Genomic DNA, 20,317 nt, shown 5'->3' on the forward strand with positions numbered 1-20,317 from the left:
ATTAACCGTTGAAACACCAGGCCAGGATGGCTTTCTGGGCATGCAGGCGGTTTTCCGCCTCGTCGAATACCACCGATTGCGGGCCGTCGATCACGTCGGCGGTCACTTCCTCGCCGCGATGGGCCGGCAGGCAATGCATGAAGATGGCATTCTTCGCCGCCGCCGCCATCAGCGCACTATCCACGCGATACGGCAGCAAGGCGGCATGGCGGCGTGTCGTCTCTTCATCCTGGCCCATGGAAACCCAGGTATCGGCCAGCACGCATTCGGCATCGCGCACCGCTTCATGCGGATCGCTCACCACGCGCACGGCGGCCTTTTCCTTGGCGGCCCAGGCCATCACATCGGCTGCCGGATGCAGGCCGGCCGGGCAGGCCAGATCGATGCTGAAACCGAAGCGGGCGGCGGCATGGATCCAGGAATGCGCCATGTTGTTGCCATCGCCGATCCAGGCCACCTTGCGGCCACGGATCGGGCCCAGCTTTTCCTCGAAGGTCAGCACATCGGCCATCACCTGGCAGGGATGGCTGTCGTCGGTCAGGCCGTTGATCACCGGAATGCTGCCATTTCCGGCCAGTTCCAGCATGTTGGAAGCCAGCGAGGTACGCAGCATCACGGCATCCACCATGCCCGACAGGATGCGGGCGGTATCGGCAATGGTTTCGCCGCGGCCGAGCTGCAAATCGTCGGAGCGCAGCGAGATGGTTTCGCCGCCCAATTGCCGCATCGCCACATCGAAGCTCAGCCGTGTGCGGGTTGAGGGCTTCTCGAAGATCATCGCCAGCACGCGGCCGGCGGCCGGCGCATCGGGTTCGGGCTTTGCCTTCGGCCAGCCCTTGCGGCCCTGCTTCATGCGCGCGGCATGATCCAGGATGCCGCGCAGGGTTTCCGCCGACAGCAGATGCAGGTCGAGAAAATGCCGCACGCTCATGCGGCATTTCCTGTGCTTTTGCTGGCCAGCGCTGTGCAGGCGGCATCGAGTTTGGCTGTGGCTTCCGAAAGCTCGGCTTCCGAGATCAGCAGCGAGGGCAGCAAGCGCACGGTGTTGTCGGCGGCGGATACCGAAACCATCTGCTGCTGCTGCAATGCAGTCACCAGATCGCCGTTCGGCACCTTGGTTTTCAACGCCAGCAGGAAACCCTGACCGCGCACTTCTTCCAGTACGGTAGGGTATTTGTCGATCAGCATGGCCAATTGCTGCTTGAACATGGAGGCGCGGCGCTGCAGATCCTCGAAGAAGCCAGGCGCCAGCATCACATCCAGCACGGCATTGCCCGCCGCCATGGCCAGCATGTTGCCGCCGAACGTCGTGCCATGGGTGCCGGGCGCGATGCCCGAGGCGGCGTCTTTCGTTGCCAGGATGGCGCCCATCGGGAAACCGCCGCCCAGGCCCTTGGCCAGCGCCATGATATCGGGCGTGATGCCGCTCCATTCATGGGCAAACAGCTTGCCGGTGCGGCCCATGCCGGTTTGTACTTCATCCATGATCAGCAGCAGGCCGTGATCGTCGCACAGCTTGCGGATGGCGCGCAGGGTTTCGGTGGGGATGGCGCGGATGCCGCCTTCGCCCTGGATCGGCTCCAGCATGATGGCGCAGGTTTCCGGCCCGATTGCCGCTTTCAGAGCGGCCAGATCGTTCAGCGGCGCATGATCGAAACCATCGGCCTTGGTGCCGAAGCCATCGAGATATTTCTTGTTGTTGCCGGCTGCCAGCATGGCCAGCGTGCGGCCATGGAAGGCGCCATCAAAGGTGATGACGCGCCATTTTTCCGGCTGGCCTTTCGCGGCGAAATATTTGCGCGCGATTTTCACCGAACCCTCGCAGGCCTCGGCGCCGGAATTGCAGAAGAAGGCCACATCGGCAAAGGAGTTCGCCACCAGCCGTTCGGCCAGCTTGGCTTGGCCGGGAATCTCGAACAGGTTGGAGGTGTGCCACAGCTTGCCCACCTGCTCGGTCAGCTTGGCCACCAGATGCGGATGATTGTGGCCCAGCGCGGTAACGGCGATGCCGGAGGCGAAATCCAGATAACGTCGACCATCGGCGGTCATGAGGTAGGAACCCTCGCCCCGCTCGAACGCAAGGGGGGCCCTTGCGTAGGTCGACATCAATGCGCTCACGGCAGAATCCTTTCCAAAAAATGTTTGCTACGGCCCAAAAACACCTTCGCCAGCCCCGGCATTACGCTGCCGGGCTGGCGAGAGGGCGAATTATGGGCGAAAACGGCCTTATGTCAATTCGGTGAATTGTACCGTCACAATAAGGCTTTGGCGGCCTATATCAGCTTTGCAGGCGCCAGCCGCGGCGCAGCAGTATCAGGCAGAAAATCCACAAAGCCAGGCCGGCAATGCCCAGGGCGATGGCGCCCAGCAGGATATCGCCATCGGCATGGCCGGTCATGCCATAGCGAAAGCCGTCGATCATGAAGAAGAACGGGTTGGCATGGGCCACCGCCAGCCAGACCGGCGGCAATTGCTGCACCGAATAGAATGTGCCCGACAGGAAGGCCAGCGGCGTGATCACGAAATTGGTGACGGCGGCCAGGTGGTCGAATTTCTGGCTCCACAGCCCGGCCAGAATGCCCAGCAGCGACAGCACCAGCGAGCCCATCAGCACGAAATACAGCGCCGCCCACCAATGCTGGATGCCGGTGCTGATGAAAGGGCCCATGGCCAGGCCAACGGCAACCGCCACCATCACGCCGCGCGTGACACCGGCCATGGCATAGGCCACCAGGAATTCGCCGGGCGTGATCGGCGGCATCAGCATGTCTACGATATTGCCCTGAACCTTCGAGATCAGGATCGAGGATGAGGTATTGGCGAAGGCATTCTGCGTGGTTGCCATCATGATCAGGCCGGGCGCCAGAAAATCCACGAAATGCAGATCGCCCACCATGCGTACCGCGCCGCCCAGCGCCAGGGCGAAGACCGCGAAAAACAGCAAGGTGGTGATCACCGGCGCCACAACGGCCTGGGTCGCCACGGCCAGGAAACGCCGCACTTCCTTCATATAGAGGGTCCACAGGCCCAGCCAGTTCACCACGCCATATTGGCGCGGCGGATGGAAAGCGGGCGGATGGAAGGCGGGCGGGGGATTGGAGGGGGATGCGGGGGTCATGCTGGGTAATCGCCGGGCTGCGGGCCTGAAAGCTTGTCGGGTGCCTCTCATAGCGCGTAACTTGCGCCAATGCAAAACACCGCCTCGCCGCCGGATTCAGAAGCGCCGCCCGCCTGGCTGGCCGGGCTGCTTGCCGGCGACCGCGCCGCATTGGCCCGGGCGATCACGGCGGTGGAAAACGAAACGCCGGATGCCAGGGCCGTCTTGCGTATCATACGGGGCAGGCTGGGCCATGCCCTGGTGGTGGGTTTCACCGGTGCGCCCGGCGCCGGCAAATCCACCCTGGTTTCGGCTTATGTGGAGGAATTGCGCCGCCGCGATGCCAGCGTGGGCGTGGTGGCGGTGGATCCATCCAGCCCGCTCACCGGCGGCGCCATCCTGGGCGACCGCATCCGCATGTCGCGGCATGCCACCGATCCCGGGGTTTTCGTACGCTCGCTGGCCAGCCGTGGCCATCTTGGCGGCCTGTCGCGCACGGCGGCTCGGGTGATCGACGTGTTCGATGCCGCGGGGCGCGATGTGGTGGTGGTGGAAACCGTGGGCACCGGGCAATCGGAGGTGGAGATCGCCGAAATCGCCGATGTGCGCGTGGTGGTGAACGCGCCGGGGCTGGGCGACGATGTGCAGGCCATCAAGGCCGGCATTCTCGAAATCGCCGATATCCTGGTGGTGAACAAATCCGACCTGCCATTCGCCGAGCGTTCGGCGCGCCAATTGGCGGCCATGGCGGCGCAGCGCGAAGGCCGCAGCGTGCCGGTTTTGCGCACGTCGGCCACCACGGGCCTGGGCGTGGCCGAACTGGCCGATGCAATCGCGGCGCTGGGCCGGCGCAAGCGCCCGGATCCGCGTGCCCGGCTGCGCCGGCTGCTGCTGGGGCTGGCGCAGGATTGGTTCCGCCGCCGGCTGGGCGCTTTGCCCGATGCGGCACTGGACAATCTGGCCCGCGACCTGCTGGATGGCGCCCGCGATACCGATAGCGCCATGCGCGATCTTCTCACTTTGTTGGACAAGGACCGATGAACCCGCAATTTCCCTCCGCGCCGATCCGCTCGCATATCCAGGCCATCAATGGCTCGCGCATCCGCATCGTCAATCGTGCCGCCGCCGGCATGAGCGATGTGTTGCCGCTATGGTTCGGCGAGGGCGACGATGCCACGCCGGCTTTCATCGCCGATGCCGCCGCCGAAGCGGTGAAGACCGGCAAGACCTTCTATGCCCCCAATCGCGGCATTCCCGAATTGCGCGCGGCGATCCAGCGCTATCTCAAGCGCACATACGATCAGGATGTGGCCATCGAGCGCATCACCGTCACGGCTTCCGGCATGAATGCGCTGATGATTGTCACGCAATGCCTGCTCGGGCCGGGCGATAACGGCATTGTCATCGGCCCGGTCTGGCCCAATGGCCAGCAGGCCATGCGCGTGATGGGCGCCGAACCGCGCCGGGTCGATCTCACGCCCACTGCAGAAGGCGGCTGGCGCCTCGATCTCGACCGCCTGTTCGATGCCTGCGACGAGAATACCCGGGTGATCTCCATCAACAGCCCGGGCAACCCGACCGGCTGGGTGGCCAGCGAGGCGGAATTGCGCGCGATCCTGGATTTCTGCAAATCGCGCGGCATCTGGGTGCTGTCGGATGAAGTCTATTCCCGCATCGTCTACGACCGGCCCTATGCGCCCAGCTTTCTCACCATAGCGGATCCCGATGATCCGGTGGTGATCGTCAATTCCTTCTCCAAAAGCTGGTCGATGACCGGCTGGCGGCTCGGCTGGATCATCGCGCCGCCGCGCCTGCAGACCGAGATCGAGAAGATGACCGAGTTCAACATCTCGCATCCCACCACCTTCGTGCAGCATGGCGGCATCGCCGCGATGGATCAGGGCGATGCCTATACCGCCAGCCTGGTGGCCCGCTATGGCCAGGCCCGCGATCTGGTATTCCAGCGCCTGGCCGGCCTGCCGCGCGTGCGCCTGGCGCGGCCGGAAGGCGCCTTCTATGCCTTCTTCGCCGTGGATGGCATGACCGACAGCCTGGCCTTCTGTCTCAAGTTGCTGGAAACCGCCAAAGTGGGGCTGGCGCCCGGCATTGCCTTCGGCGATAGCGGCGAGGGGCGCATCCGGCTGTGTTTCGCCGCCTCGCTGCCCAAGGTGTCGGAAGCCATGGACCGGCTGGAGCCGCAATTGCGTTAAGCCCGCGCCACAGGCTGTGGTATCAGCCCGCGCCGCAGGCTGGTCCCAACAAGGGCTGCCGCAGCGTCAAGCGCCGATTGTAACCCTGTCGGATGATTGCCAAGCCGGCAGGGGCGGGGGTAGCTTCTGCAACCAGATCAAAGAACACCATCGGAGGAAAAACGCCATGACCCAGGCTGTTATCGTATCCACTGCCCGCACCGGGCTTGCCAAGTCCTGGAAGGGCGGCTTCAACATGACCCATGGCGCCACCCTGGGCGGTGTTGCGCTGGCCGCTGCGGTTGAGCGCGCCAAGGTCGATCCGGCCGAGATCGAGGATGTGATCCTGGGCTGCGCCACTCCTGAAGGCGCCACCGGCAGCAACATCGCGCGCCAGGTCGCGCTGCGCGCCGGTCTGCCGATCACCGCCTCGGGCGTCACCGTCAACCGCTTCTGCTCCTCGGGCTTGCAATCCATCGCCATGGCGGCGCAGCGCGTGATCGTGGATGGCGTGCCGGTGATGGCCGCCGGCGGCGTGGAATCGATCTCGCTGACCCAGAACCAGATGAATGTCTCCAACCTCAAGGATCCGTGGCTGGAGGAGAAGAAGCCGGAAATCTACTGGCCGATGTTGCAGACCGCCGAGACGGTGGCCAAGCGCTACAATATCAGCCGCGAAGATCAGGATCGTTATGGCGCCCGCAGCCAGCAGCGTGCTGCCGCCGCCCGCGATGCCGGCAAGTTCAACGACGAAATCATCCCGGTGAAGACCTTGATGGCGGTGACCGACAAGGAAACCGGCCAGACCGTCACCCGCGAAGTCACCGTATCTTCCGATGAAGGCATCCGCGCCGACACCACCTACGAAGGCGTGTCGCAGATCCGTACCGCCATCCCCGGCGGCGTGATCGCGGCCGGTAATGCCAGCCAGTTCTCCGATGGCGCTTCGGCCTGCATCGTGATGAATGCCAAGCTGGCCGAGAAGCGCGGCCTGCAGCCGCTGGGCATCTTCCGCGGTTTCGCCGTGGCCGGTTGCGAACCCGACGAAATGGGCATCGGCCCGGTTTATGCCGTGCCGCGCCTGCTGGAGCGGGCCGGCCTGAAGGTTTCCGATATCGACCTGTGGGAGCTGAACGAGGCCTTTGCCTGCCAGGTGATCTACAGCCGCGACAAGCTGGGCATCCCGGACGACAAGCTCAACGTGAATGGCGGTGCCATCGCCGTGGGTCATCCCTATGGCACCTCGGGCGCCCGCCTCACCGGCCATGCGCTGATCGAAGGCAAGCGCCGTGGCGCCAAGCTGGTTGTGGTCACCATGTGCATCGGCGGCGGTATGGGCGCGGCCGGCTTGTTTGAAGTGGCGTGATCGCCGCAGACATCCGGTAAATATCGAAGGCCGGCCGAAACGCCGGCCTTTTTCTTTTTTATATCAGATGGTTAGGCGATGATATCGGGCAGCAGCAGGCTTTCGATGCGGATGATCTGGTCTTTCAGCAGCAGTTTTTTCTTTTTCATCCGCTGAATCTGGATCTGGTTGATATGGGCCTGCTCCGCCAGCGCATTGATGGCATCGTCCAGATCGCGGTGTTCGGCGCGCAGATCGGCCAATTGCTTATGCAATTCCTCGGTATCGATACTGCTCGTGAAACTCATTCTGCCCACCTTCGGAGGCTGCCGGACTGGTCGGGCCTTCCAGGCCGGTTTACCAGGCAACATCATATGGTAGCATAACACGGAATGAGCATCACCGGCACCGGCTTCTGGTCGTTTTCCACCGCCATCTACACCCGTCCGGGCGTGGCAGAGGCGGTGCTCAGCCTGCAGGATCTGCACGGCGCCGATGTCAATCTTGTGTTGTTCTGCTTTTGGCGCGCCCGGCTCGGCCTGTCCAATTGGGCGCCGGGCGAGATGCAGCGGGCCATCGACGTGCTCAAGCCGGTGAATGCCGTGCTGCTGCCCTACCGCCAGGCCCGCCGCGCGCTGAAGAACATGGTGCTGGAGGATGACAGCCTGCAGCCGCTTTACGACGACACCATCGAGCTGGAATTGCGCATCGAAGCGCAGGCGCAATTGGCGCTGGAGCCGATGGCGCAATTGAGCCACGCCCTGAGCCATTTCGGCGGCAAGGCCGACGAGATGGCGGCAGCGGTGCGCCATCTGGCGGAATATACCGCCACGCTGCCCAATGCCGGCCGCGAAGCCGATGTTTTGGCGCTGCAATTGTTGCGCGCGGTTTACACCGCCGACCCGGCCTTGCCTGGGCAGTGACCCGACAGGGATACGGGAAGCGACAGGGATACGGGGCGCTTAATCCGCCGGGGGTTTGCCGCTCCAGCGATGCACCTTGCCGGTATCGAGATTGAACAGATCGAGCGCGCGGCCGATGCTGTGGTCGATCATGTCGTCCAGGCTTTTCGGCTTGGCATAGAAACCCGGCATGGGCGGCGCGATGATGGCGCCGATTTCGGTGGCGGCCGCCATGGCGCGGATATGGCCCAGATGCAGCGGCGTTTCGCGCGGCATCACTACCAGCTTGCGGCGTTCCTTCAGCACCACATCGGCGGCGCGCGTGAGCAGGTTGCCTGAAAGGCTGTAGGCGATCTCGCTCAGCGTTTTCATCGAACAGGGGGCGATGATCATGCCGAGCGTGCGGAACGAGCCCGATGCAATCGCCGCACCCACATCGCCCAGCGGGTATGTCTTGCTGGCCAATGCCCGCACGCTTTTTGCGGTATGGCTGGTTTCGTAGGCGATGGTCATTTCAGCGGCGCGGGTCAGCACAAGATGGGTTTCAATGCCCATGGCGCGCAATGCTTCCAGCAGGCGTATACCATAGATCGCACCGGACGCGCCGGTGATGCCGACAATGATCCGCTGCGCCGAATCACGCGCGCGCTGCGGCGAATCGTTGGATTTCGCCGATTCGGAAGCCGATCTTGTGGATGGTTTTGTGCGTCGCGTCATGCTGTATCGATCCGTCAAAGATAATTTGCACGAATCCTACTGACAAAGCGAGGGGGGAGTGCTTACATGAGTCTGTGCGCGTCCCGGTGCGGCCGCGCCTAAGTGCCGCCCGGCGACGCGCTCCGAACCTGCCAAGGAGGAGACCGCGATGGCTCAACAGATGCAAAATGCAAACATGCAGTATGCCGCGCCGCAAACTCACATTGATACGCTGGTCGAAAAACATGCCCATCTGCAGACGGTGATTGATGACGAGTCGCATCGCCCGTTGCCCGACAGCACGCGCATTGCTCAGCTCAAGCGCGAGAAACTGCGGTTGAAGGAAGAGATCAACCGCCTCACCATCTAGCCCTATACGATAAACACCGCGATCATCCCATCGCCCATCGCCTATCGCCTATCGCCTTGCATGGGGCGATGGTGGCGTGGGGCGATGGTGTGAAGCGGGTGGGTGGCCCGGGGCTCGTTCAGAGCTTCCGGGCTCTCTCGCGCAATTCGAATTTCTGAATCTTGCCGGTGGATGTTTTCGGCAATTCGCTGAACACAACCGTTTTCGGCACCTTGAATTTCGCCAGTCGTTCGCGCGCGAAGGCGATGAGGTCGTCAGGCGTGGCCTTGCTGCCCTGCTTCAGGGTAACGAAGGCGCAGGGGGTTTCGCCCCAATGCGGGTCGGGCCGCGCCACAACGGCGGCTTCCATCACATCGGGATGCATGTAGAGCACGCCTTCCACTTCCAGCGTGGAGATATTCTCGCCGCCGGAGATGATGATGTCTTTCGAACGATCCTTGATCTGCAGATAGCCGTTCGGATAGACCACGCCGAGATCGCCGGAATGGAACCAGCCGCCGGCGAAGGCTTCTTGCGTCGCTTTGGGATTCTTCAGGTAGCCCTTCATCACCACGTTGCCGCGAAACATGATCTCGCCCATGGTCTGGCCATCGGCGGGCACCGGCTGCATGGTTTCGGGATTCAGTACGGTAACCCCTTCCTCAACGTGATAGCGCACGCCTTGGCGGGCCTTCAGCCCGGCGCGCTCGGAAATCGACAGCCGGTTCCATTCCTCATGCCAGTCGCAAACCACGGCCGGGCCATATACTTCGGTGAGGCCGTAAACATGGGTGATGTCGAAGCCCATTTCCTCCATGGCGGCAATCACCGCGGCCGGCGGCGCCGCGCCGGCGGTCATGCATTTCACGCCGGGCTTCAGCTTGGCCCGCACATCCTCGGGCGCGTTGATCAGCATGGTCAGCACGGTGGGGGCGCCGCAGAAATGCGTTACGCCCAGATTGGCGAAGGCGTTGAACACGGCTGCCGGTTCCACCTTGCGCAGGCAGACATGCACGCCGGCCAGCATGGTGATGGTCCAGGGGAAGCACCAGCCGTTGCAATGGAACATCGGCAGGGTCCACAGATAGACCGGATGCTTGGGCAGGTTCCAGGTCACGGAATTGCCCATGGTATTCAGATAGGCGCCGCGATGATGCGTCACCACGCCCTTGGGATTGCCGGTGGTGCCCGATGTGTAGCCCAGCGCGATGGCATCCCATTCGTCCTTCGGCCCAGACCAGGCGTAGTTGGGGTCGCCCTGCTGCAGGAAGGCTTCGTATTCGATGGAGCCGATATGCTTCGCATCCGGCACGGCGGCATCGTCGATATCGACCACGATAGGCTTGGGCGTTTTCAGCAATTCGAGCGCCTGCCGCGCCACGCCGGCGAATTCGGCATCCACCAGCAGCAGCCTGGTTTCGCTATGTTCCAGGATGAAGGCGATGGCGGCGGCATCCAGGCGGATATTGATGGCATTCAGCACGGCCCCCGTGGCCGGCACGCCGAAATGCGCTTCCAGATGCGCGGGCGTGTTGGGGGCGATGATGGCCACGGTATCGCCGGGCTTGATGCCTTGCTTTTCCAGCGCCGAGGCGAGCCGGCGGCTGCGCGTGTAAAGCGCGGCGTAATCATAACGCCAGGCATCGTGGATCACGGCCAAGCGGTGCGGAAACACTTCCGCCGTGCGGCGCAGAAAGCTCAAGGGCGACAGCGGCTCGTAATTCGCCGGGGTCTTGTCCAGATCGCGATCGTAAATCGAGGCCATTTCGGGCACCTCCAGAAATTCAGCGGCAAACGCTAACTTTTTGGCCGCTTGCGGGCAACCGCCAGCGCCGCCAATGTTTTTTGCCTGAGTTGCAAACCGGGTTAAAACCCGAAGCCGTCAGCCAGCAGTTTCAGGCCGCATAGCAGGGTCAGGCCATAGGCGATGCGGTAGAAAAGCTTGTCGTCGATATATTTGTGCAGCCAGATGCCCAGATATACGCCGGTCACCGCCACCGGCATCAGCACCAGCGCGGTGCCCAGATTCACGGCGCTAAGCTGGCCCAGCCAGGCATAGGGCACCAGCTTCACGTAATTCAGCACGGCGAAATAAACCAGGCTGGTGCCGACGAACATGGTCTTGTTGATCTGCTGGGGCAGCAGATAGACCGACAGCGGCGGCGAACCGGCATGGGCCACGAAACTGGTGAAGCCGGAAATGCAACTCCAGAACAGGCCGCGACCGAGATGGCGCGGCATCGGCTCGGTGCTGTTGCGGCCCAACCATTTGTGCAGAACGAACACCACCGCCACCACGCCGACGATGATCTGCACACCCTGGTTGCTCACCCAATCGGCAGTCAATGCGCCGATCACGATGCCAACCAATGCGCCTGGCAGAATGATTGCCATGTTGGCGCGGTCCCAATGCTTGCGATAGCTCCACAGGCCGGCCAGATCCATGGCGCACAGCAGCGGCAGGGTGATGGCGGCGGCTTGCAGCGGCGGAATTGTCAGGCTCAGCAGCGGCAGGGCCAGCAATCCGGTGCCGGGCCCGAAGCCGCCCTTGCTCATCCCCACCACCAATACTGCCGGAATTGCGAGGGTGTAGAACCAGGGGTCGTGCAGCATCGGCAGGGATTCAAACATGTCTTGCCCGGTTCGCGGTGATCGGTGATCTGGTTCAGGGGGGGAGTTCAGGGGGTAGTTCAGAAGATGGTTCGGGGGCTGGTTCGGTTGACGGTGATGGCCGCCGGAGTTTATCCTGCATGTTAACTTTGTCACTCAACCTCATAAAGCATCACGATCGCATGGAAACCGCAATGGCGGCGGCCGTTGCCGCGATGGAGCAGGCTTTGCGCCGGTTGGATGCCGCTCTGGCATCCCGCGCCGTTGCCTTCAGGGCGCTCGGCGAACAGCATGGCCAGCTCAGCCTGGAACTGCGCACCACCACCGAGGCCCTGCAGGCAGCGCGCTCAGAGGCTATCGGGCTGCGTGAGCGCGCCGATCTGGTGGATGCACTGCGTGCCGAGCTTGCCGCCATGCAGGCCGAGCGCGAAAAGCAGCCGGAGCCGGTGGACGCTCCGCCTGTCGTATCCATGCCAGCCGCAGCGGCACCCGCGGTTTCCGATGCCGCGGCGGATGAAATCGCCGCATTGAAGGCGGAATTGGCCGAATGCCGGGCTTATGAGGCGGAGCTTTTGCAGCGGCTGGATGCCATCATGGCGCGGTTGCGGCAGGCCCTGGCCGAGCCGGCAGCCTAGCGCCGGTGGAATAGAGAGGGCGCGATGGCAGAGGTGAACGTTACCGTGAACGGCCGCAGCTATCCGATTGGCTGCGATGATGGCGAGGAAGCCCAGGTGCAGCGGCTTTCCGGCCTGGTGGATGGCCGCGTGCGCGAATTGGCGGCCCTGGTGGGGCAGGTTGGCGAGGCGCGCCTGCTGCTGATGGCCGCGCTTACCATGGCCGACGACCTGGAAGGCGCGCAGCGTGAATTGGCCGCGCTGAAAGAGGCCAGCAAGGCCGACGCGCAATCCGGCAACCTGGCGCGTGTCGAGGCCGAAACCGGCAGCGAAGCTCTGCTCAGCGTCGCCCGGCGGCTGGAAGACATTGCCGCCAAGCTGGAAGCGCCCTAGATTGTAGCCGGACGATGTTCCTGCCCGGTGCGTTTGGTTTTCGCAACCCTGGGGCCAATGTCGATCTCTTAGGGAGCTGTCCCTGCCCTTGGCCGAGGCCTTGGGTATATGGCACCCACCTGGTACGCCAGGCCTTAGGAGGTTGGATACATACCGACGGCCATGGCGGGCATCGTCCACCTTAACTTCTAATGTCGATATTTATCTCTAAAATCGACATTTTGGATTAAAATCGATAATTCCCCCTCAAGCCGAAATTTCCATTGTGCAGGCAGCTATCCCCGATCCCGTCGCTGTTGAAGCCGTTCATGCCGAGAAGGCGCGGCTGAGGGCGCGGTTGCGGGCGCGGCGGGCCGAGGCAGCGGCGGCCAATGGCGCCGCGATTGCACAGGTGGCCGCCGAACGCTTTCTCGCAGCGATACCGCTAAAGCCCGATCTGGTGAAACCCGATCTGGCCATCGCCGGTTATTGGCCGATGGCCGATGAGCTGGATCCCAGGCCGCTGCTGGCGCGGTTGCGGACAGAGCATGGCGCGCGCATCCTGCTGCCGGTGACGCCGGCTCAGAAGGGCGGAGCGCTGGATTTTCGTGAATGGACCGAAAGCGCAACTTTGCTGCCCGGACGTTACGGCATTCCCGCGCCCGGGCCCCAGGCGGCGGCGTTGCGGCCGGATATAATGCTGGTGCCCTTGGTGGGTTTCGATGTAAAGGGCGAAAGGCTGGGCATGGGGGCGGGCTATTACGATGCCACCCTGGCGGCCTTGCGCAGCGATGGCGGCAAGGCGCCATTGGCCGTCGGTTATGCTTTTGCCGTGCAGCAGGCGCCTGCAATACCGGCGCGGCCGGAAGACCAGCGGCTGGATTGGGTGGTAACGGAACGCGGTGCGATCTGGTGCGCCGGAAATGTAGGGTGACGTGCGGATTTTGTATTGCGGAGATATTGTCGGCCGGTCTGGGCGCGATGCGGTGATCAAGCGCATACCGGAATTGCGCCGCGACCTGGCACTGGATTTCGTGATCGTGAATGGCGAGAACGCGGCGGCCGGCTTCGGTATCACCAGCCGCATCTGCGCCGAATTCTACGAAGCCGGCGTGGATGCCATCGTGCTGGGCAACCATGCCTGGGATCAACGCGAAACCCAGGCCTATATCCAGTCCGATCCGAAATTGCTGCGGCCGCTGAATTATCCCAAGGGCACGCCGGGGCGCGGTGCTGCGGTATTCACCACGCCGCGCGGGCGCAAGATTCTGGTAGCCCAGGTGATGGGCCGCGTGTTCATGGATCCGCTGGACGATCCCTTCGCCGGCATCGAGGCCGAACTGGCCAAGCATCGCCTCGGCCCCGGTGCCGGGCTGGATGCCATCGTGGTGGATATCCATGGCGAGGCCACCTCCGAGAAGATGGCGATGGGGCATTTCCTGGATGGCCGGGTTTCGCTGGTTTGCGGCACCCACAGCCATGTGCCCACGGCGGATGCGCAGATCCTGCCCGGCGGCACGGCCTACCAAACCGATGCCGGCATGTGCGGCGACTACAATTCGGTGATCGGCATGGACAAGGCCGAGCCGATCCATCGCTTTCTGCGCAAGGTGGCCAATGGCCGCTTCGAGCCCGCCAATGGCGAGGCCACGCTTTGCGCGGTGTTTGTCGAAACCGATGAAAAGACCGGCTTGGCCAGCCGCATCGTGCCGATCCGGCTGGGCGGCCGGCTTGCCCAGGCGACGCTCTGATATTTTCGCTTCCCTGCTGGCCGAGGTTGCGGCCTGCCGGCATTGCGAAGCAAATTTACCGCTGGGCCCGCGCCCGGTGGTGCGCGTGGCGCCCACCGCCCGGCTGCTGATCATCGGCCAGGCGCCGGGCACCCGCGTGCATGAAACCGGCATTCCCTGGAACGACCGCTCCGGCGACCGGCTGCGGCAATGGCTGGGGATCGAGCGCGAAGCCTTCTACGACAGCGGCCGCATCGCCATCATGCCCATGGGCTTCTGCTATCCCGGCGTGGATGCCCGCGGCGGAGACAAGCCGCCCCGGCCGGAATGCGCGCCGCTCTGGCATCGGCGCCTGCTGGCCCAACTGCCCGATATCCGCCTCACCCTGCTGGTCGGCGCTTATGCCCAGGCCCGGTATCTGGGCAAACGGCGCGGCGCCAGCCTGACCGAAACCGTGCAGCGTTTCGCCGAATATGGCCCGGATTTCCTGCCCCTGCCGCATCCCTCCTGGCGCACCACGGCCTGGGAGAAGCGCAATCCCTGGTTTGGGGAAGGGCTTTTGCCGGCACTCAGGCAGCGGATCGCCGCAGTTTTCTAGGACGTGGCTTGCATTTCGGGGCCGGGGGATTTATTCCCGCTTGTCCCACACTTTCGTTGCGCAGGTAGCCCATGGCCGGTCATTCACAATTCAAGAACATCATGCACCGCAAAGGTGCCCAGGATGCCAAGAAGGCCAAGGTATTCACCAAGCTGATCCGCGAATTGACCACGGCGGCCAAGATGGGCCAGCCCGATCCGGCGGCCAATCCCCGTTTGCGTGCCGCCATCCAGGCCGCCCGCGTGGCCAATATGCCCAAGGATACGGTGGATCGCGCCATCAAGCGCGGCGCCGGCGGCGATGGCCAGGATAATTACGAAGAAGTGCGTTACGAGGGCTATGGCCCCGGCGGTGTTGCGGTGATCGTGGAGGCGCTGACCGACAATCGCAACCGCACCGCCGGCGAAGTGCGCGCCGCTTTCTCCAAGAATGGCGGTGCGCTGGGCGAAACCAATTCAGTGGCCTTCATGTTTGATCGTATCGGCCAGATCGTGTTTGCCGCCGGCATCGCCTCGGCCGACAAGATGATGGATGCCGCCATCGAGGCTGGCGCCGATGATTGCCAAAGCTCCGACGAGGAGCATGAGGTGGTGTGCAGCCAGGATGATTTCGCCGCTGTGCGCGATGCGCTGGAAAAAGCCGTGGGCGAACCGAAATCCGCCCGCCTGATCTGGCGCCCCAAGAACAGCGTGCCGATTGCCGGCGACAAGGCGGAAACGCTGATCAAGATGCTCGACGTGTTGGAAGATTCCGACGACGTGCAGCAGGTCTACGCCAATTTCGAAATCTCCGAAGACGAACTGAGCAAGCTCGCCTCCTGATTTCGTCAGCGCTTCTGCTGTTGCAGCAGCGTGGCGCAGTCGCTGTCGCCCTGCAGGCCGGGTTCGATGAAGGCCAACAGCGAGGCCAGGGGTGTGAAAATCACACCCAGCAATACCGCGCCGGCGGCCCGCGCGGCCAGCGGCGCGCCCTCAACGCCGATGGATGGTTTGCTGAAATGGCCGCCGATGGTGATCGGCGCGCGCAGGCTCAGCAGGCTGGTATCCTTGGGATGCGCCAGCATCCGCAGGCCCAGGCTTTCGGATGCCAGGTCGATATTGCCTTCCATGGTGAGCGTGCTGTCGTCGGTATCCAGCAAAAACAGCTTCGGCGTGGCCACGCCCTTGGCCACGGCGATATCGCCCACCATGCAATTGATCGGCGTGGTCTTGTCGCCCGCTATCGCAAAACCCAAGGCCTGCGCCACATCCAGGCCGACCAGTTCCATCGCCAAATTCGACAATTTGCCCCGGTGCATCGTCAGCTTGATTTCGCCATCGGCGCTGGCCAGGGATTTGCGCAGGCTGTCGCCCCAGCCGACCAGCTTGATACGGCCGTGTAATTTGCCCTCGCCGCGCCCGGCCATGCCGGCGGCATCGAGAAACCGTTCCAACTGAAAGCCGATCAGCGCGATATCGTAATCCGAGCGCACGCGATCCTTTCGGGCATCTATCGTGATGCGCGCCACGGTCCGCCCGCCGGCGATGTCCAAGGCCAGCGGCGCCAGGCTGAGCACGCCGTCTTGCAAATCCAGGGTCAGCTTCACGCCATCTAGCGGTGCATTCGGCGCCACCACTTGGTCGGCCTGGAATTTCACCTTGGCATCCACCTGGCGGATTTCCTCTACCATCAGCGGCGCATCGGGCAGCACGCGTATCGGCGCGGTTCGTTGTGTGAGCTGAGATTGCTGGCCGGCGGCTGGCGCAGGGTTTTGGGCGATCGCGGGAGGCGCCACGGGCGCCTGAGGCCCCACGCCGATCAGCGCGCCCATATCGCGGTAATCCAGCCGCTTCGAACGCAGGTCGGCTTCGATGAATAGGCGCGGCCGGCCGATATCGATCTGCAGATTGCCGGCGATATCGCTGCGGCCCATGGTGCCGCTCAGGTTTCGCAGTGTCCAGATGGCGCCCTTGCGGCCCACTTGCGCTTTCAGATCATAGGCCGGGGTGAGCGGCAGCGGGATGCCGGTCAATTCGCTCAACAGCGCCAGGTTGGGGCCCTGCATCTGCAATTCCAGATCCAGCCCTTCGAAACGCAGCGGGTCGCCCACATGGCCCCGGATGCGTGCCTTGCTGTCACCGGCAGAAAAATCCACGGCAAGCGGATAGGGGGCCGTGGCCTCCCGCAGGCTGAGCAGCGAACCGCCGGTCAGTTGGATGGCAAAGGGCTGTTTTTGCCAATCGCCACGCCCCTGAAAGCGCAGATCGTCGATGGATGAGCCCGACAGGCCGGAAGCGATCTTGCCCTGGACGTTCAGTCCCAGCACGGTATCGCGGAAGCGGACTTCACCATCACGGATGCGCAGCCGGCCGATCTGCACGCTATCGCCGCCAGTTTCCGTGCTGTCGGTACTATCGTCCAGCAGCCAGTTCGCTTTGTCTGCCGCCTCGCGCAGCAGGCCCAGCTTGGGCTTCTGCACGGTCAATTCCGGCAGGATCAGCTTGCCGCGCAGCAGGGCCGGCAGGTCGATCACCACCTCGATGCGTTCGGCAACCAGCACGTCGCCCTTGCCGGCCCAGGCTGGATTGCCGACATGCACGGCATCGAAACTGAAGCGCGGTTTCAACGCCCATTCGCCGGCAATGCCGCCGATGGCGATTTCGCGGCCGGTCTTCTGATGGGCCAGGCTGGTCAACGGACCGCGCAGCCAATTCCAGTCGAAAAAGGCCAGCCCAAGGCCGATGCCAAAGGCAAGGCCGCCGGTTATGCCCAATATCCATTTGTATCGTGATCGCATTACAAGCCGTATTCGCAAAGTTTTTAAAAATCCTATGCTTTGCATATGGGTGGCGGGGCAGGGGGCTGCAAGTTGAAGGCCGGTTTGCGATTTCCGGGCTTTTCCTGCCGCATTTGCATTTCCCCGGCGCGACCGACGCGGGAAAATATGGTAAACATCCCCGATTCGCTGTGTCTGTGCCGGCCCTGCCAGGGCCTGCGGCACGGTGCCAGGCTTTTATCGGTGGAGCGGGCAGTCGCCCGGGGAATCATGGCCGGTTGCATCGGTTTTTTTGAGCAAGGCTGCCGTCTCGCCGTCATGGCGAGCCTGCCCGGTTGCTGAAGGCCATGCGCATCATCGGTCTTGATCCCGGTTTGCGCGCCACCGGCTGGGGCGTGATCGAGGCGGCGGGCAACCGGCTGAGCCATGTGGCTCATGGCACCATCCGCATCAACCCGGATGAGGAATTGGCCTATCGCTTGCGCTTCCTGCACGACGCCTTGACCGAAATGCTGGCCGAATGGCGCCCCGAGGCGGCGGCGGTGGAAGAGACTTTCGTGAACCAGAATCCGGCCTCCACGCTGAAGCTCGGTCAGGCCCGCGGTATCGTGCTGCTGGTGCCGGCCCAGGCCGGCCTGCCGGTGGCGGAATATGCGCCCAACCTGATCAAGAAGGCGGTTGTTGGCGTGGGCCATGCCGAAAAAACCCAGGTACATGCCATGGTGAAGCGCTTGCTGCCCGGCGTGGCGGTGACCGGCGCCGATGCCGCCGATGCGCTGGCGGTGGCGATTGCGCATGCCCATCTGGCCGGCACGGCGGCGCGGGTGCGCATGGCTGATGCCGCCGCCCATCTCAAGCAGCAGGCCAGGCAATCGCAGGTAGGCCGATGATCGCCAGGCTGCGCGGCTTGCTGGATTCCGCTTCCGAAACCGCCTGTATCGTGGATGTGGGCGGCGTGGGCTATCAGTTGTTCTGTTCGGCGCGCACGCTGCGCGCCTTGCCGCGTGTGGGCGAGGCCGTGAAGCTGTTCGTGGAAACCCATGTGCGCGAGGATCATATCCATCTCTATGGCTTTGCCTCGGAGAGCGAACGCGCCTGGTTCAATCTGCTGCAGACCGTGCAGGGCGTGGGCGCCAAGGTGGCCTTAGGCATTCTCGGCAGCCTGGCCACGGATGAACTCACCCGCGCGCTGGCGGCCGGCGACAAGGCGATGCTCACCCGGTGCGACGGCGTGGGGCCGAAGCTTGCCGTGCGGCTGATCACCGAATTGAAGGACAAGCTCGGCGGCCTCGAACTCGGCGCGGCCAGCATCGGCCTGCCGGAAGCCGGTGCCGTGGCCGAGGCGCCCGGCGCGGTTGCCGATGCGCTCTCCGCCCTGGTCAATCTGGGCTACAAGCGCGCCGATGCGTTTGCCGCTGTCACCGTCGCGGCCCGCAGCATGGGCGATAAGGCCGATGTTTCCGCGCTGATCCGCCTCGGGCTCAAGGAATTGGCGAAATGAGCGAAGCCAGCCGGATTGTTTCAGGCAAATCCGCCGAGGGCGACGAACTCGATCGTCATCTGCGGCCGCAGGTGTTGTCGGATTTCGTCGGCCAGGCGCGGGCGCGCGAGAATCTCCAGATATTCATCTCTGCCGCCAAGGCGCGTGGCGATGCGCTGGATCATGTGTTGCTGCATGGCCCGCCGGGCCTGGGCAAAACCACCATGGCGCAGATCGTGGCGCGCGAACTGGGCGTGAATTTCAAGGCCACGTCGGGCCCGGTGATCGCCAAGGCCGGCGACCTGGCCGCCCTGCTCACCAATCTGGAAGCCCGCGACGTGCTGTTCATCGACGAAATCCACCGCCTCAATCCGGCAGTGGAAGAGATTCTCTATCCCGCCATGGAGGATTTCCAGCTCGATCTGATCATCGGCGAGGGGCCGTCGGCGCGCAGCGTGCGCATCGACCTGCCGCCCTTCACCCTGGTGGGCGCTACCACGCGCTCGGGCCTGCTCACCACGCCGCTGCGCGAACGCTTCGGCATTCCGCTGCGGCTGAATTTCTATGAAGTGTCCGAACTCGAATTCATCGTGTCGCGCGGCGCCCGCATTCTCGGCTTCGAGTTGGATGCCAGCGGCGCCCATGAAATCGCCAAGCGGGCCCGTGGCACGCCGCGCGTGGCCGGCCGCCTGCTGCGCCGGGTGCGCGATTTCGCCGCCGTGGCCAAGGCGAAAGTGGTCTCCGCCGTGCAGGCCGATGCCGCGCTCACCCGGCTGGAGGTGGATGCGCGCGGGCTGGATGCCATGGATCGCCGCTATCTCAGCACCATCGCGCGGGATTTCGGTGGCGGCCCGGTGGGGGTGGAAACCATCGCCGCCGCGTTGTCCGAGCCGCGCGACGCGCTGGAAGACATCATCGAGCCGTATCTGATCCAGCAGGGCTTCTTGCAGCGTACCCCGCGCGGCCGGCTGCTCACCGCCCAGGCCTTTGCGCATCTGGGTTTGCCGGCGCCCGCCCGCCCGGCCGACAGCCAGCTCGGTTTCCTTGCCGACGAGGAAGCCGATGGTTGAAACCCGCGCCAAAGCCACGCCCAGCACTGCACTCGGCACTGCACCCGGTACTGCACCCGGCACTGCGCCCCATCGCTATCCGCTGCGGGTGCAATGGGAAGATACCGATGCTGCCGGAATCGTGTATTACGCGAATTATCTTCGCTTCATCGAGCGGGGGCGGTCGGATGTGCTGCTGCGGGCCGGTATCGATCAACAGGAATTGATGCGCGAGCAGGGATTGGCCTTTGCCGTGCGATCCTGCGCCATCGATTACCTCAAGCCGGCCCGTCTCCACGAAGAATTAACCATTCTGACCGAGTTTTCCGGGGCATCCGGTGCCACGCTCACGCTGGCCCAGGCGGTCTGGCGGGGTTTGGACGAGTTGGCGCGCGCCAAGGTGGTTCTGGCCTGCATCGACGGCAATGGGCGGCCAAAACGGGTTCCCAGGCAAGTTGTGGACCTGTTTGCCACACTTTCAACAAATTTTTCGCAAATCTCTGGCACGCTGGATAGCAAGGACGGTTAGAA

The 20,317-nt window shown here is 63.7% G+C and carries 23 protein-coding genes and 1 other RNA gene; 16 read left to right on the top strand and 8 right to left on the bottom strand.

Translation table 11 applies throughout. From position 1 onward, the window contains the following. Nucleotide 1 precedes the first annotated feature (1 nt). The 3 genes from argF to KF827_RS00420 form a co-directional block, all read right to left on the bottom strand. On the bottom strand, nt 2-931 hold the full coding sequence (gene argF, locus KF827_RS00410; RefSeq protein WP_290997963.1) for an ornithine carbamoyltransferase: 930 nt from the start codon (nt 929-931) through the stop codon (nt 2-4). Next, nucleotides 928-2,106: an aspartate aminotransferase family protein gene (locus tag KF827_RS00415; RefSeq protein ID WP_290998536.1), complete on the bottom strand. Its 1,179-nt coding sequence runs from the start codon at nt 2,104-2,106 to the stop codon at nt 928-930. The genes argF and KF827_RS00415 overlap by 4 nt, the downstream gene beginning before the upstream one ends. Nucleotides 2,107-2,278: 172 nt before the next feature. Further along, nucleotides 2,279-3,118 (bottom strand): ABC transporter permease, encoded by an 840-nt coding sequence (locus KF827_RS00420; RefSeq protein WP_290997972.1) that lies wholly within the window; start codon nt 3,116-3,118, stop codon nt 2,279-2,281. Between the two features lie 69 nt (nt 3,119-3,187). Between KF827_RS00420 and meaB the strand changes: the two genes are divergently transcribed. From meaB to KF827_RS00435, 3 genes are all read left to right on the top strand, one after another. Further along, the gene (gene meaB, locus KF827_RS00425) at nt 3,188-4,138 is read left to right on the top strand and encodes a methylmalonyl Co-A mutase-associated GTPase MeaB (RefSeq protein ID WP_290997974.1); all 951 of its coding nucleotides are present in this window, start codon (nt 3,188-3,190) and stop codon (nt 4,136-4,138) included. Further along, the gene (locus KF827_RS00430; RefSeq protein ID WP_290997977.1) at nt 4,135-5,307 is read left to right on the top strand and encodes a pyridoxal phosphate-dependent aminotransferase; all 1,173 of its coding nucleotides are present in this window, start codon (nt 4,135-4,137) and stop codon (nt 5,305-5,307) included. Before meaB ends, KF827_RS00430 begins: the two co-directional genes overlap by 4 nt. Before the next feature lie 166 nt (nt 5,308-5,473). Beyond that, the gene (locus KF827_RS00435; RefSeq protein ID WP_290997980.1) at nt 5,474-6,652 is read left to right on the top strand and encodes an acetyl-CoA C-acyltransferase; all 1,179 of its coding nucleotides are present in this window, start codon (nt 5,474-5,476) and stop codon (nt 6,650-6,652) included. A 71-nt stretch (nt 6,653-6,723) separates the two neighbouring features. Here the strand turns inward: KF827_RS00435 and KF827_RS00440 are convergent, their stop codons facing one another. Then, entirely contained in the window at nt 6,724-6,939 is a 216-nt protein-coding gene (locus tag KF827_RS00440; RefSeq protein WP_290997983.1) for a DUF465 domain-containing protein, read from the bottom strand. 84 nt (nt 6,940-7,023) lie between these two features. Here KF827_RS00440 and KF827_RS00445 point away from each other — a divergent pair, with 84 nt between their 5' ends. Further along, nucleotides 7,024-7,554 carry a TIGR02444 family protein gene (locus KF827_RS00445; protein WP_290997986.1) on the top strand — a complete coding sequence of 177 codons (531 nt, stop codon included), beginning with the start codon at nt 7,024-7,026 and terminating at the stop codon, nt 7,552-7,554. Between the two features lie 39 nt (nt 7,555-7,593). On the opposite strand, the gene KF827_RS00450 is transcribed toward KF827_RS00445, so the two are convergent. Beyond that, the gene (locus KF827_RS00450; protein WP_290997991.1) at nt 7,594-8,250 is read right to left on the bottom strand and encodes a UbiX family flavin prenyltransferase; all 657 of its coding nucleotides are present in this window, start codon (nt 8,248-8,250) and stop codon (nt 7,594-7,596) included. A gap of 148 nt (nt 8,251-8,398) precedes the next feature. On the opposite strand from KF827_RS00450, the gene KF827_RS00455 reads away from it, so the two are divergent. After that, nucleotides 8,399-8,599, top strand: coding sequence for a DUF465 domain-containing protein (locus tag KF827_RS00455; RefSeq protein ID WP_290997994.1), 201 nt, complete (start codon nt 8,399-8,401; stop codon nt 8,597-8,599). A 118-nt stretch (nt 8,600-8,717) separates the two neighbouring features. Here KF827_RS00455 and KF827_RS00460 read toward each other — a convergent pair whose 3' ends face one another. Together KF827_RS00460 and KF827_RS00465 are read right to left on the bottom strand one after the other, a co-directional pair. Then, on the bottom strand, nt 8,718-10,343 hold the full coding sequence (locus KF827_RS00460) for an acyl-CoA synthetase (protein WP_290997997.1): 1,626 nt from the start codon (nt 10,341-10,343) through the stop codon (nt 8,718-8,720). Nucleotides 10,344-10,444: 101 nt separating this feature from the next. Beyond that, entirely contained in the window at nt 10,445-11,209 is a 765-nt protein-coding gene (locus tag KF827_RS00465; RefSeq protein ID WP_290998000.1) for a sulfite exporter TauE/SafE family protein, read from the bottom strand. Between the two features lie 173 nt (nt 11,210-11,382). Between KF827_RS00465 and KF827_RS00470 the strand changes: the two genes are divergently transcribed. From KF827_RS00470 to KF827_RS00500, 7 genes are all read left to right on the top strand, one after another. After that, nucleotides 11,383-11,823, top strand: coding sequence for a hypothetical protein (locus KF827_RS00470; RefSeq protein ID WP_290998003.1), 441 nt, complete (start codon nt 11,383-11,385; stop codon nt 11,821-11,823). Between the two features lie 24 nt (nt 11,824-11,847). Further along, nucleotides 11,848-12,195 carry a cell division protein ZapA gene (locus KF827_RS00475; protein ID WP_290998007.1) on the top strand — a complete coding sequence of 116 codons (348 nt, stop codon included), beginning with the start codon at nt 11,848-11,850 and terminating at the stop codon, nt 12,193-12,195. Between the two features lie 14 nt (nt 12,196-12,209). Beyond that, nucleotides 12,210-12,371: non-coding RNA, 6S RNA (gene ssrS, locus KF827_RS00480), on the top strand. Between the two features lie 89 nt (nt 12,372-12,460). After that, a complete protein-coding gene (locus KF827_RS00485) occupies nt 12,461-13,108 on the top strand; it encodes a 5-formyltetrahydrofolate cyclo-ligase (RefSeq protein ID WP_290998010.1) in 648 nt (215 codons plus the stop codon). A gap of 1 nt (nt 13,109) precedes the next feature. Continuing rightward, complete coding sequence (locus KF827_RS00490) at nt 13,110-13,925, top strand: TIGR00282 family metallophosphoesterase (RefSeq protein WP_290998014.1); 816 nt, start codon at nt 13,110-13,112, stop codon at nt 13,923-13,925. Then, nucleotides 13,906-14,502, top strand: coding sequence for a uracil-DNA glycosylase family protein (locus KF827_RS00495; RefSeq protein ID WP_290998017.1), 597 nt, complete (start codon nt 13,906-13,908; stop codon nt 14,500-14,502). Before KF827_RS00490 ends, KF827_RS00495 begins: the two co-directional genes overlap by 20 nt. Nucleotides 14,503-14,573: 71 nt before the next feature. Beyond that, nucleotides 14,574-15,323: a YebC/PmpR family DNA-binding transcriptional regulator gene (locus KF827_RS00500; protein WP_290998020.1), complete on the top strand. Its 750-nt coding sequence runs from the start codon at nt 14,574-14,576 to the stop codon at nt 15,321-15,323. A 5-nt stretch (nt 15,324-15,328) separates the two neighbouring features. On the opposite strand, the gene KF827_RS00505 is transcribed toward KF827_RS00500, so the two are convergent. After that, the gene (locus tag KF827_RS00505; protein ID WP_290998023.1) at nt 15,329-17,278 is read right to left on the bottom strand and encodes an AsmA family protein; all 1,950 of its coding nucleotides are present in this window, start codon (nt 17,276-17,278) and stop codon (nt 15,329-15,331) included. Nucleotides 17,279-17,604: 326 nt separating this feature from the next. Here KF827_RS00505 and ruvC point away from each other — a divergent pair, with 326 nt between their 5' ends. From ruvC to KF827_RS00525, 4 genes are read left to right on the top strand one after another with little or no spacing between them, the layout of a single operon-like run. Continuing rightward, nucleotides 17,605-18,147, top strand: a complete 543-nt coding sequence (ruvC, locus tag KF827_RS00510) for a crossover junction endodeoxyribonuclease RuvC (protein WP_290998024.1) — start codon at nt 17,605-17,607, stop codon at nt 18,145-18,147. Beyond that, entirely contained in the window at nt 18,144-18,758 is a 615-nt protein-coding gene (ruvA, locus tag KF827_RS00515) for a Holliday junction branch migration protein RuvA (RefSeq protein WP_290998027.1), read from the top strand. Before ruvC ends, ruvA begins: the two co-directional genes overlap by 4 nt. Continuing rightward, a complete protein-coding gene (gene ruvB / locus KF827_RS00520) occupies nt 18,755-19,807 on the top strand; it encodes a Holliday junction branch migration DNA helicase RuvB (protein ID WP_290998030.1) in 1,053 nt (350 codons plus the stop codon). The genes ruvA and ruvB overlap by 4 nt, the downstream gene beginning before the upstream one ends. Further along, complete coding sequence (locus KF827_RS00525; RefSeq protein WP_290998033.1) at nt 19,800-20,315, top strand: YbgC/FadM family acyl-CoA thioesterase; 516 nt, start codon at nt 19,800-19,802, stop codon at nt 20,313-20,315. The genes ruvB and KF827_RS00525 overlap by 8 nt, the downstream gene beginning before the upstream one ends. Nucleotides 20,316-20,317: the final 2 nt, after the last annotated feature.

It is taken from the genome of Ferrovibrio sp. (assembly GCF_019636075.1).
Classification (GTDB): domain Bacteria; phylum Pseudomonadota; class Alphaproteobacteria; order Ferrovibrionales; family Ferrovibrionaceae; genus Ferrovibrio.

What these genes read in the sequence shown, in the direction of transcription:
- KF827_RS00445 (WP_290997986.1), top strand. Translation starts at nt 7,024, where the DNA reads ATGAGCATCACCGGCACCGGCTTCTGGTCGTTTTCCACCGCCATCTAC.
- KF827_RS00475 (WP_290998007.1), top strand. Translation starts at nt 11,848, where the DNA reads ATGGCAGAGGTGAACGTTACCGTGAACGGCCGCAGCTATCCGATTGGC.
- KF827_RS00455 (WP_290997994.1), top strand. Translation starts at nt 8,399, where the DNA reads ATGGCTCAACAGATGCAAAATGCAAACATGCAGTATGCCGCGCCGCAA.
- KF827_RS00440 (WP_290997983.1), bottom strand. Translation starts at nt 6,939, where the DNA reads ATGAGTTTCACGAGCAGTATCGATACCGAGGAATTGCATAAGCAATTG.
- KF827_RS00505 (WP_290998023.1), bottom strand. Translation starts at nt 17,278, where the DNA reads ATGCGATCACGATACAAATGGATATTGGGCATAACCGGCGGCCTTGCC.
- KF827_RS00435 (WP_290997980.1), top strand. Translation starts at nt 5,474, where the DNA reads ATGACCCAGGCTGTTATCGTATCCACTGCCCGCACCGGGCTTGCCAAG.
- KF827_RS00430 (WP_290997977.1), top strand. Translation starts at nt 4,135, where the DNA reads ATGAACCCGCAATTTCCCTCCGCGCCGATCCGCTCGCATATCCAGGCC.
- KF827_RS00470 (WP_290998003.1), top strand. Translation starts at nt 11,383, where the DNA reads ATGGCGGCGGCCGTTGCCGCGATGGAGCAGGCTTTGCGCCGGTTGGAT.
- KF827_RS00415 (WP_290998536.1), bottom strand. Translation starts at nt 2,106, where the DNA reads ATGTCGACCTACGCAAGGGCCCCCCTTGCGTTCGAGCGGGGCGAGGGT.
- KF827_RS00525 (WP_290998033.1), top strand. Translation starts at nt 19,800, where the DNA reads ATGGTTGAAACCCGCGCCAAAGCCACGCCCAGCACTGCACTCGGCACT.
- ruvB (WP_290998030.1), top strand. Translation starts at nt 18,755, where the DNA reads ATGAGCGAAGCCAGCCGGATTGTTTCAGGCAAATCCGCCGAGGGCGAC.
- KF827_RS00420 (WP_290997972.1), bottom strand. Translation starts at nt 3,118, where the DNA reads ATGACCCCCGCATCCCCCTCCAATCCCCCGCCCGCCTTCCATCCGCCC.
- KF827_RS00500 (WP_290998020.1), top strand. Translation starts at nt 14,574, where the DNA reads ATGGCCGGTCATTCACAATTCAAGAACATCATGCACCGCAAAGGTGCC.
- KF827_RS00460 (WP_290997997.1), bottom strand. Translation starts at nt 10,343, where the DNA reads ATGGCCTCGATTTACGATCGCGATCTGGACAAGACCCCGGCGAATTAC.
- ruvC (WP_290998024.1), top strand. Translation starts at nt 17,605, where the DNA reads ATGCGCATCATCGGTCTTGATCCCGGTTTGCGCGCCACCGGCTGGGGC.
- argF (WP_290997963.1), bottom strand. Translation starts at nt 931, where the DNA reads ATGAGCGTGCGGCATTTTCTCGACCTGCATCTGCTGTCGGCGGAAACC.
- KF827_RS00465 (WP_290998000.1), bottom strand. Translation starts at nt 11,209, where the DNA reads ATGTTTGAATCCCTGCCGATGCTGCACGACCCCTGGTTCTACACCCTC.
- KF827_RS00450 (WP_290997991.1), bottom strand. Translation starts at nt 8,250, where the DNA reads ATGACGCGACGCACAAAACCATCCACAAGATCGGCTTCCGAATCGGCG.
- meaB (WP_290997974.1), top strand. Translation starts at nt 3,188, where the DNA reads ATGCAAAACACCGCCTCGCCGCCGGATTCAGAAGCGCCGCCCGCCTGG.
- ruvA (WP_290998027.1), top strand. Translation starts at nt 18,144, where the DNA reads ATGATCGCCAGGCTGCGCGGCTTGCTGGATTCCGCTTCCGAAACCGCC.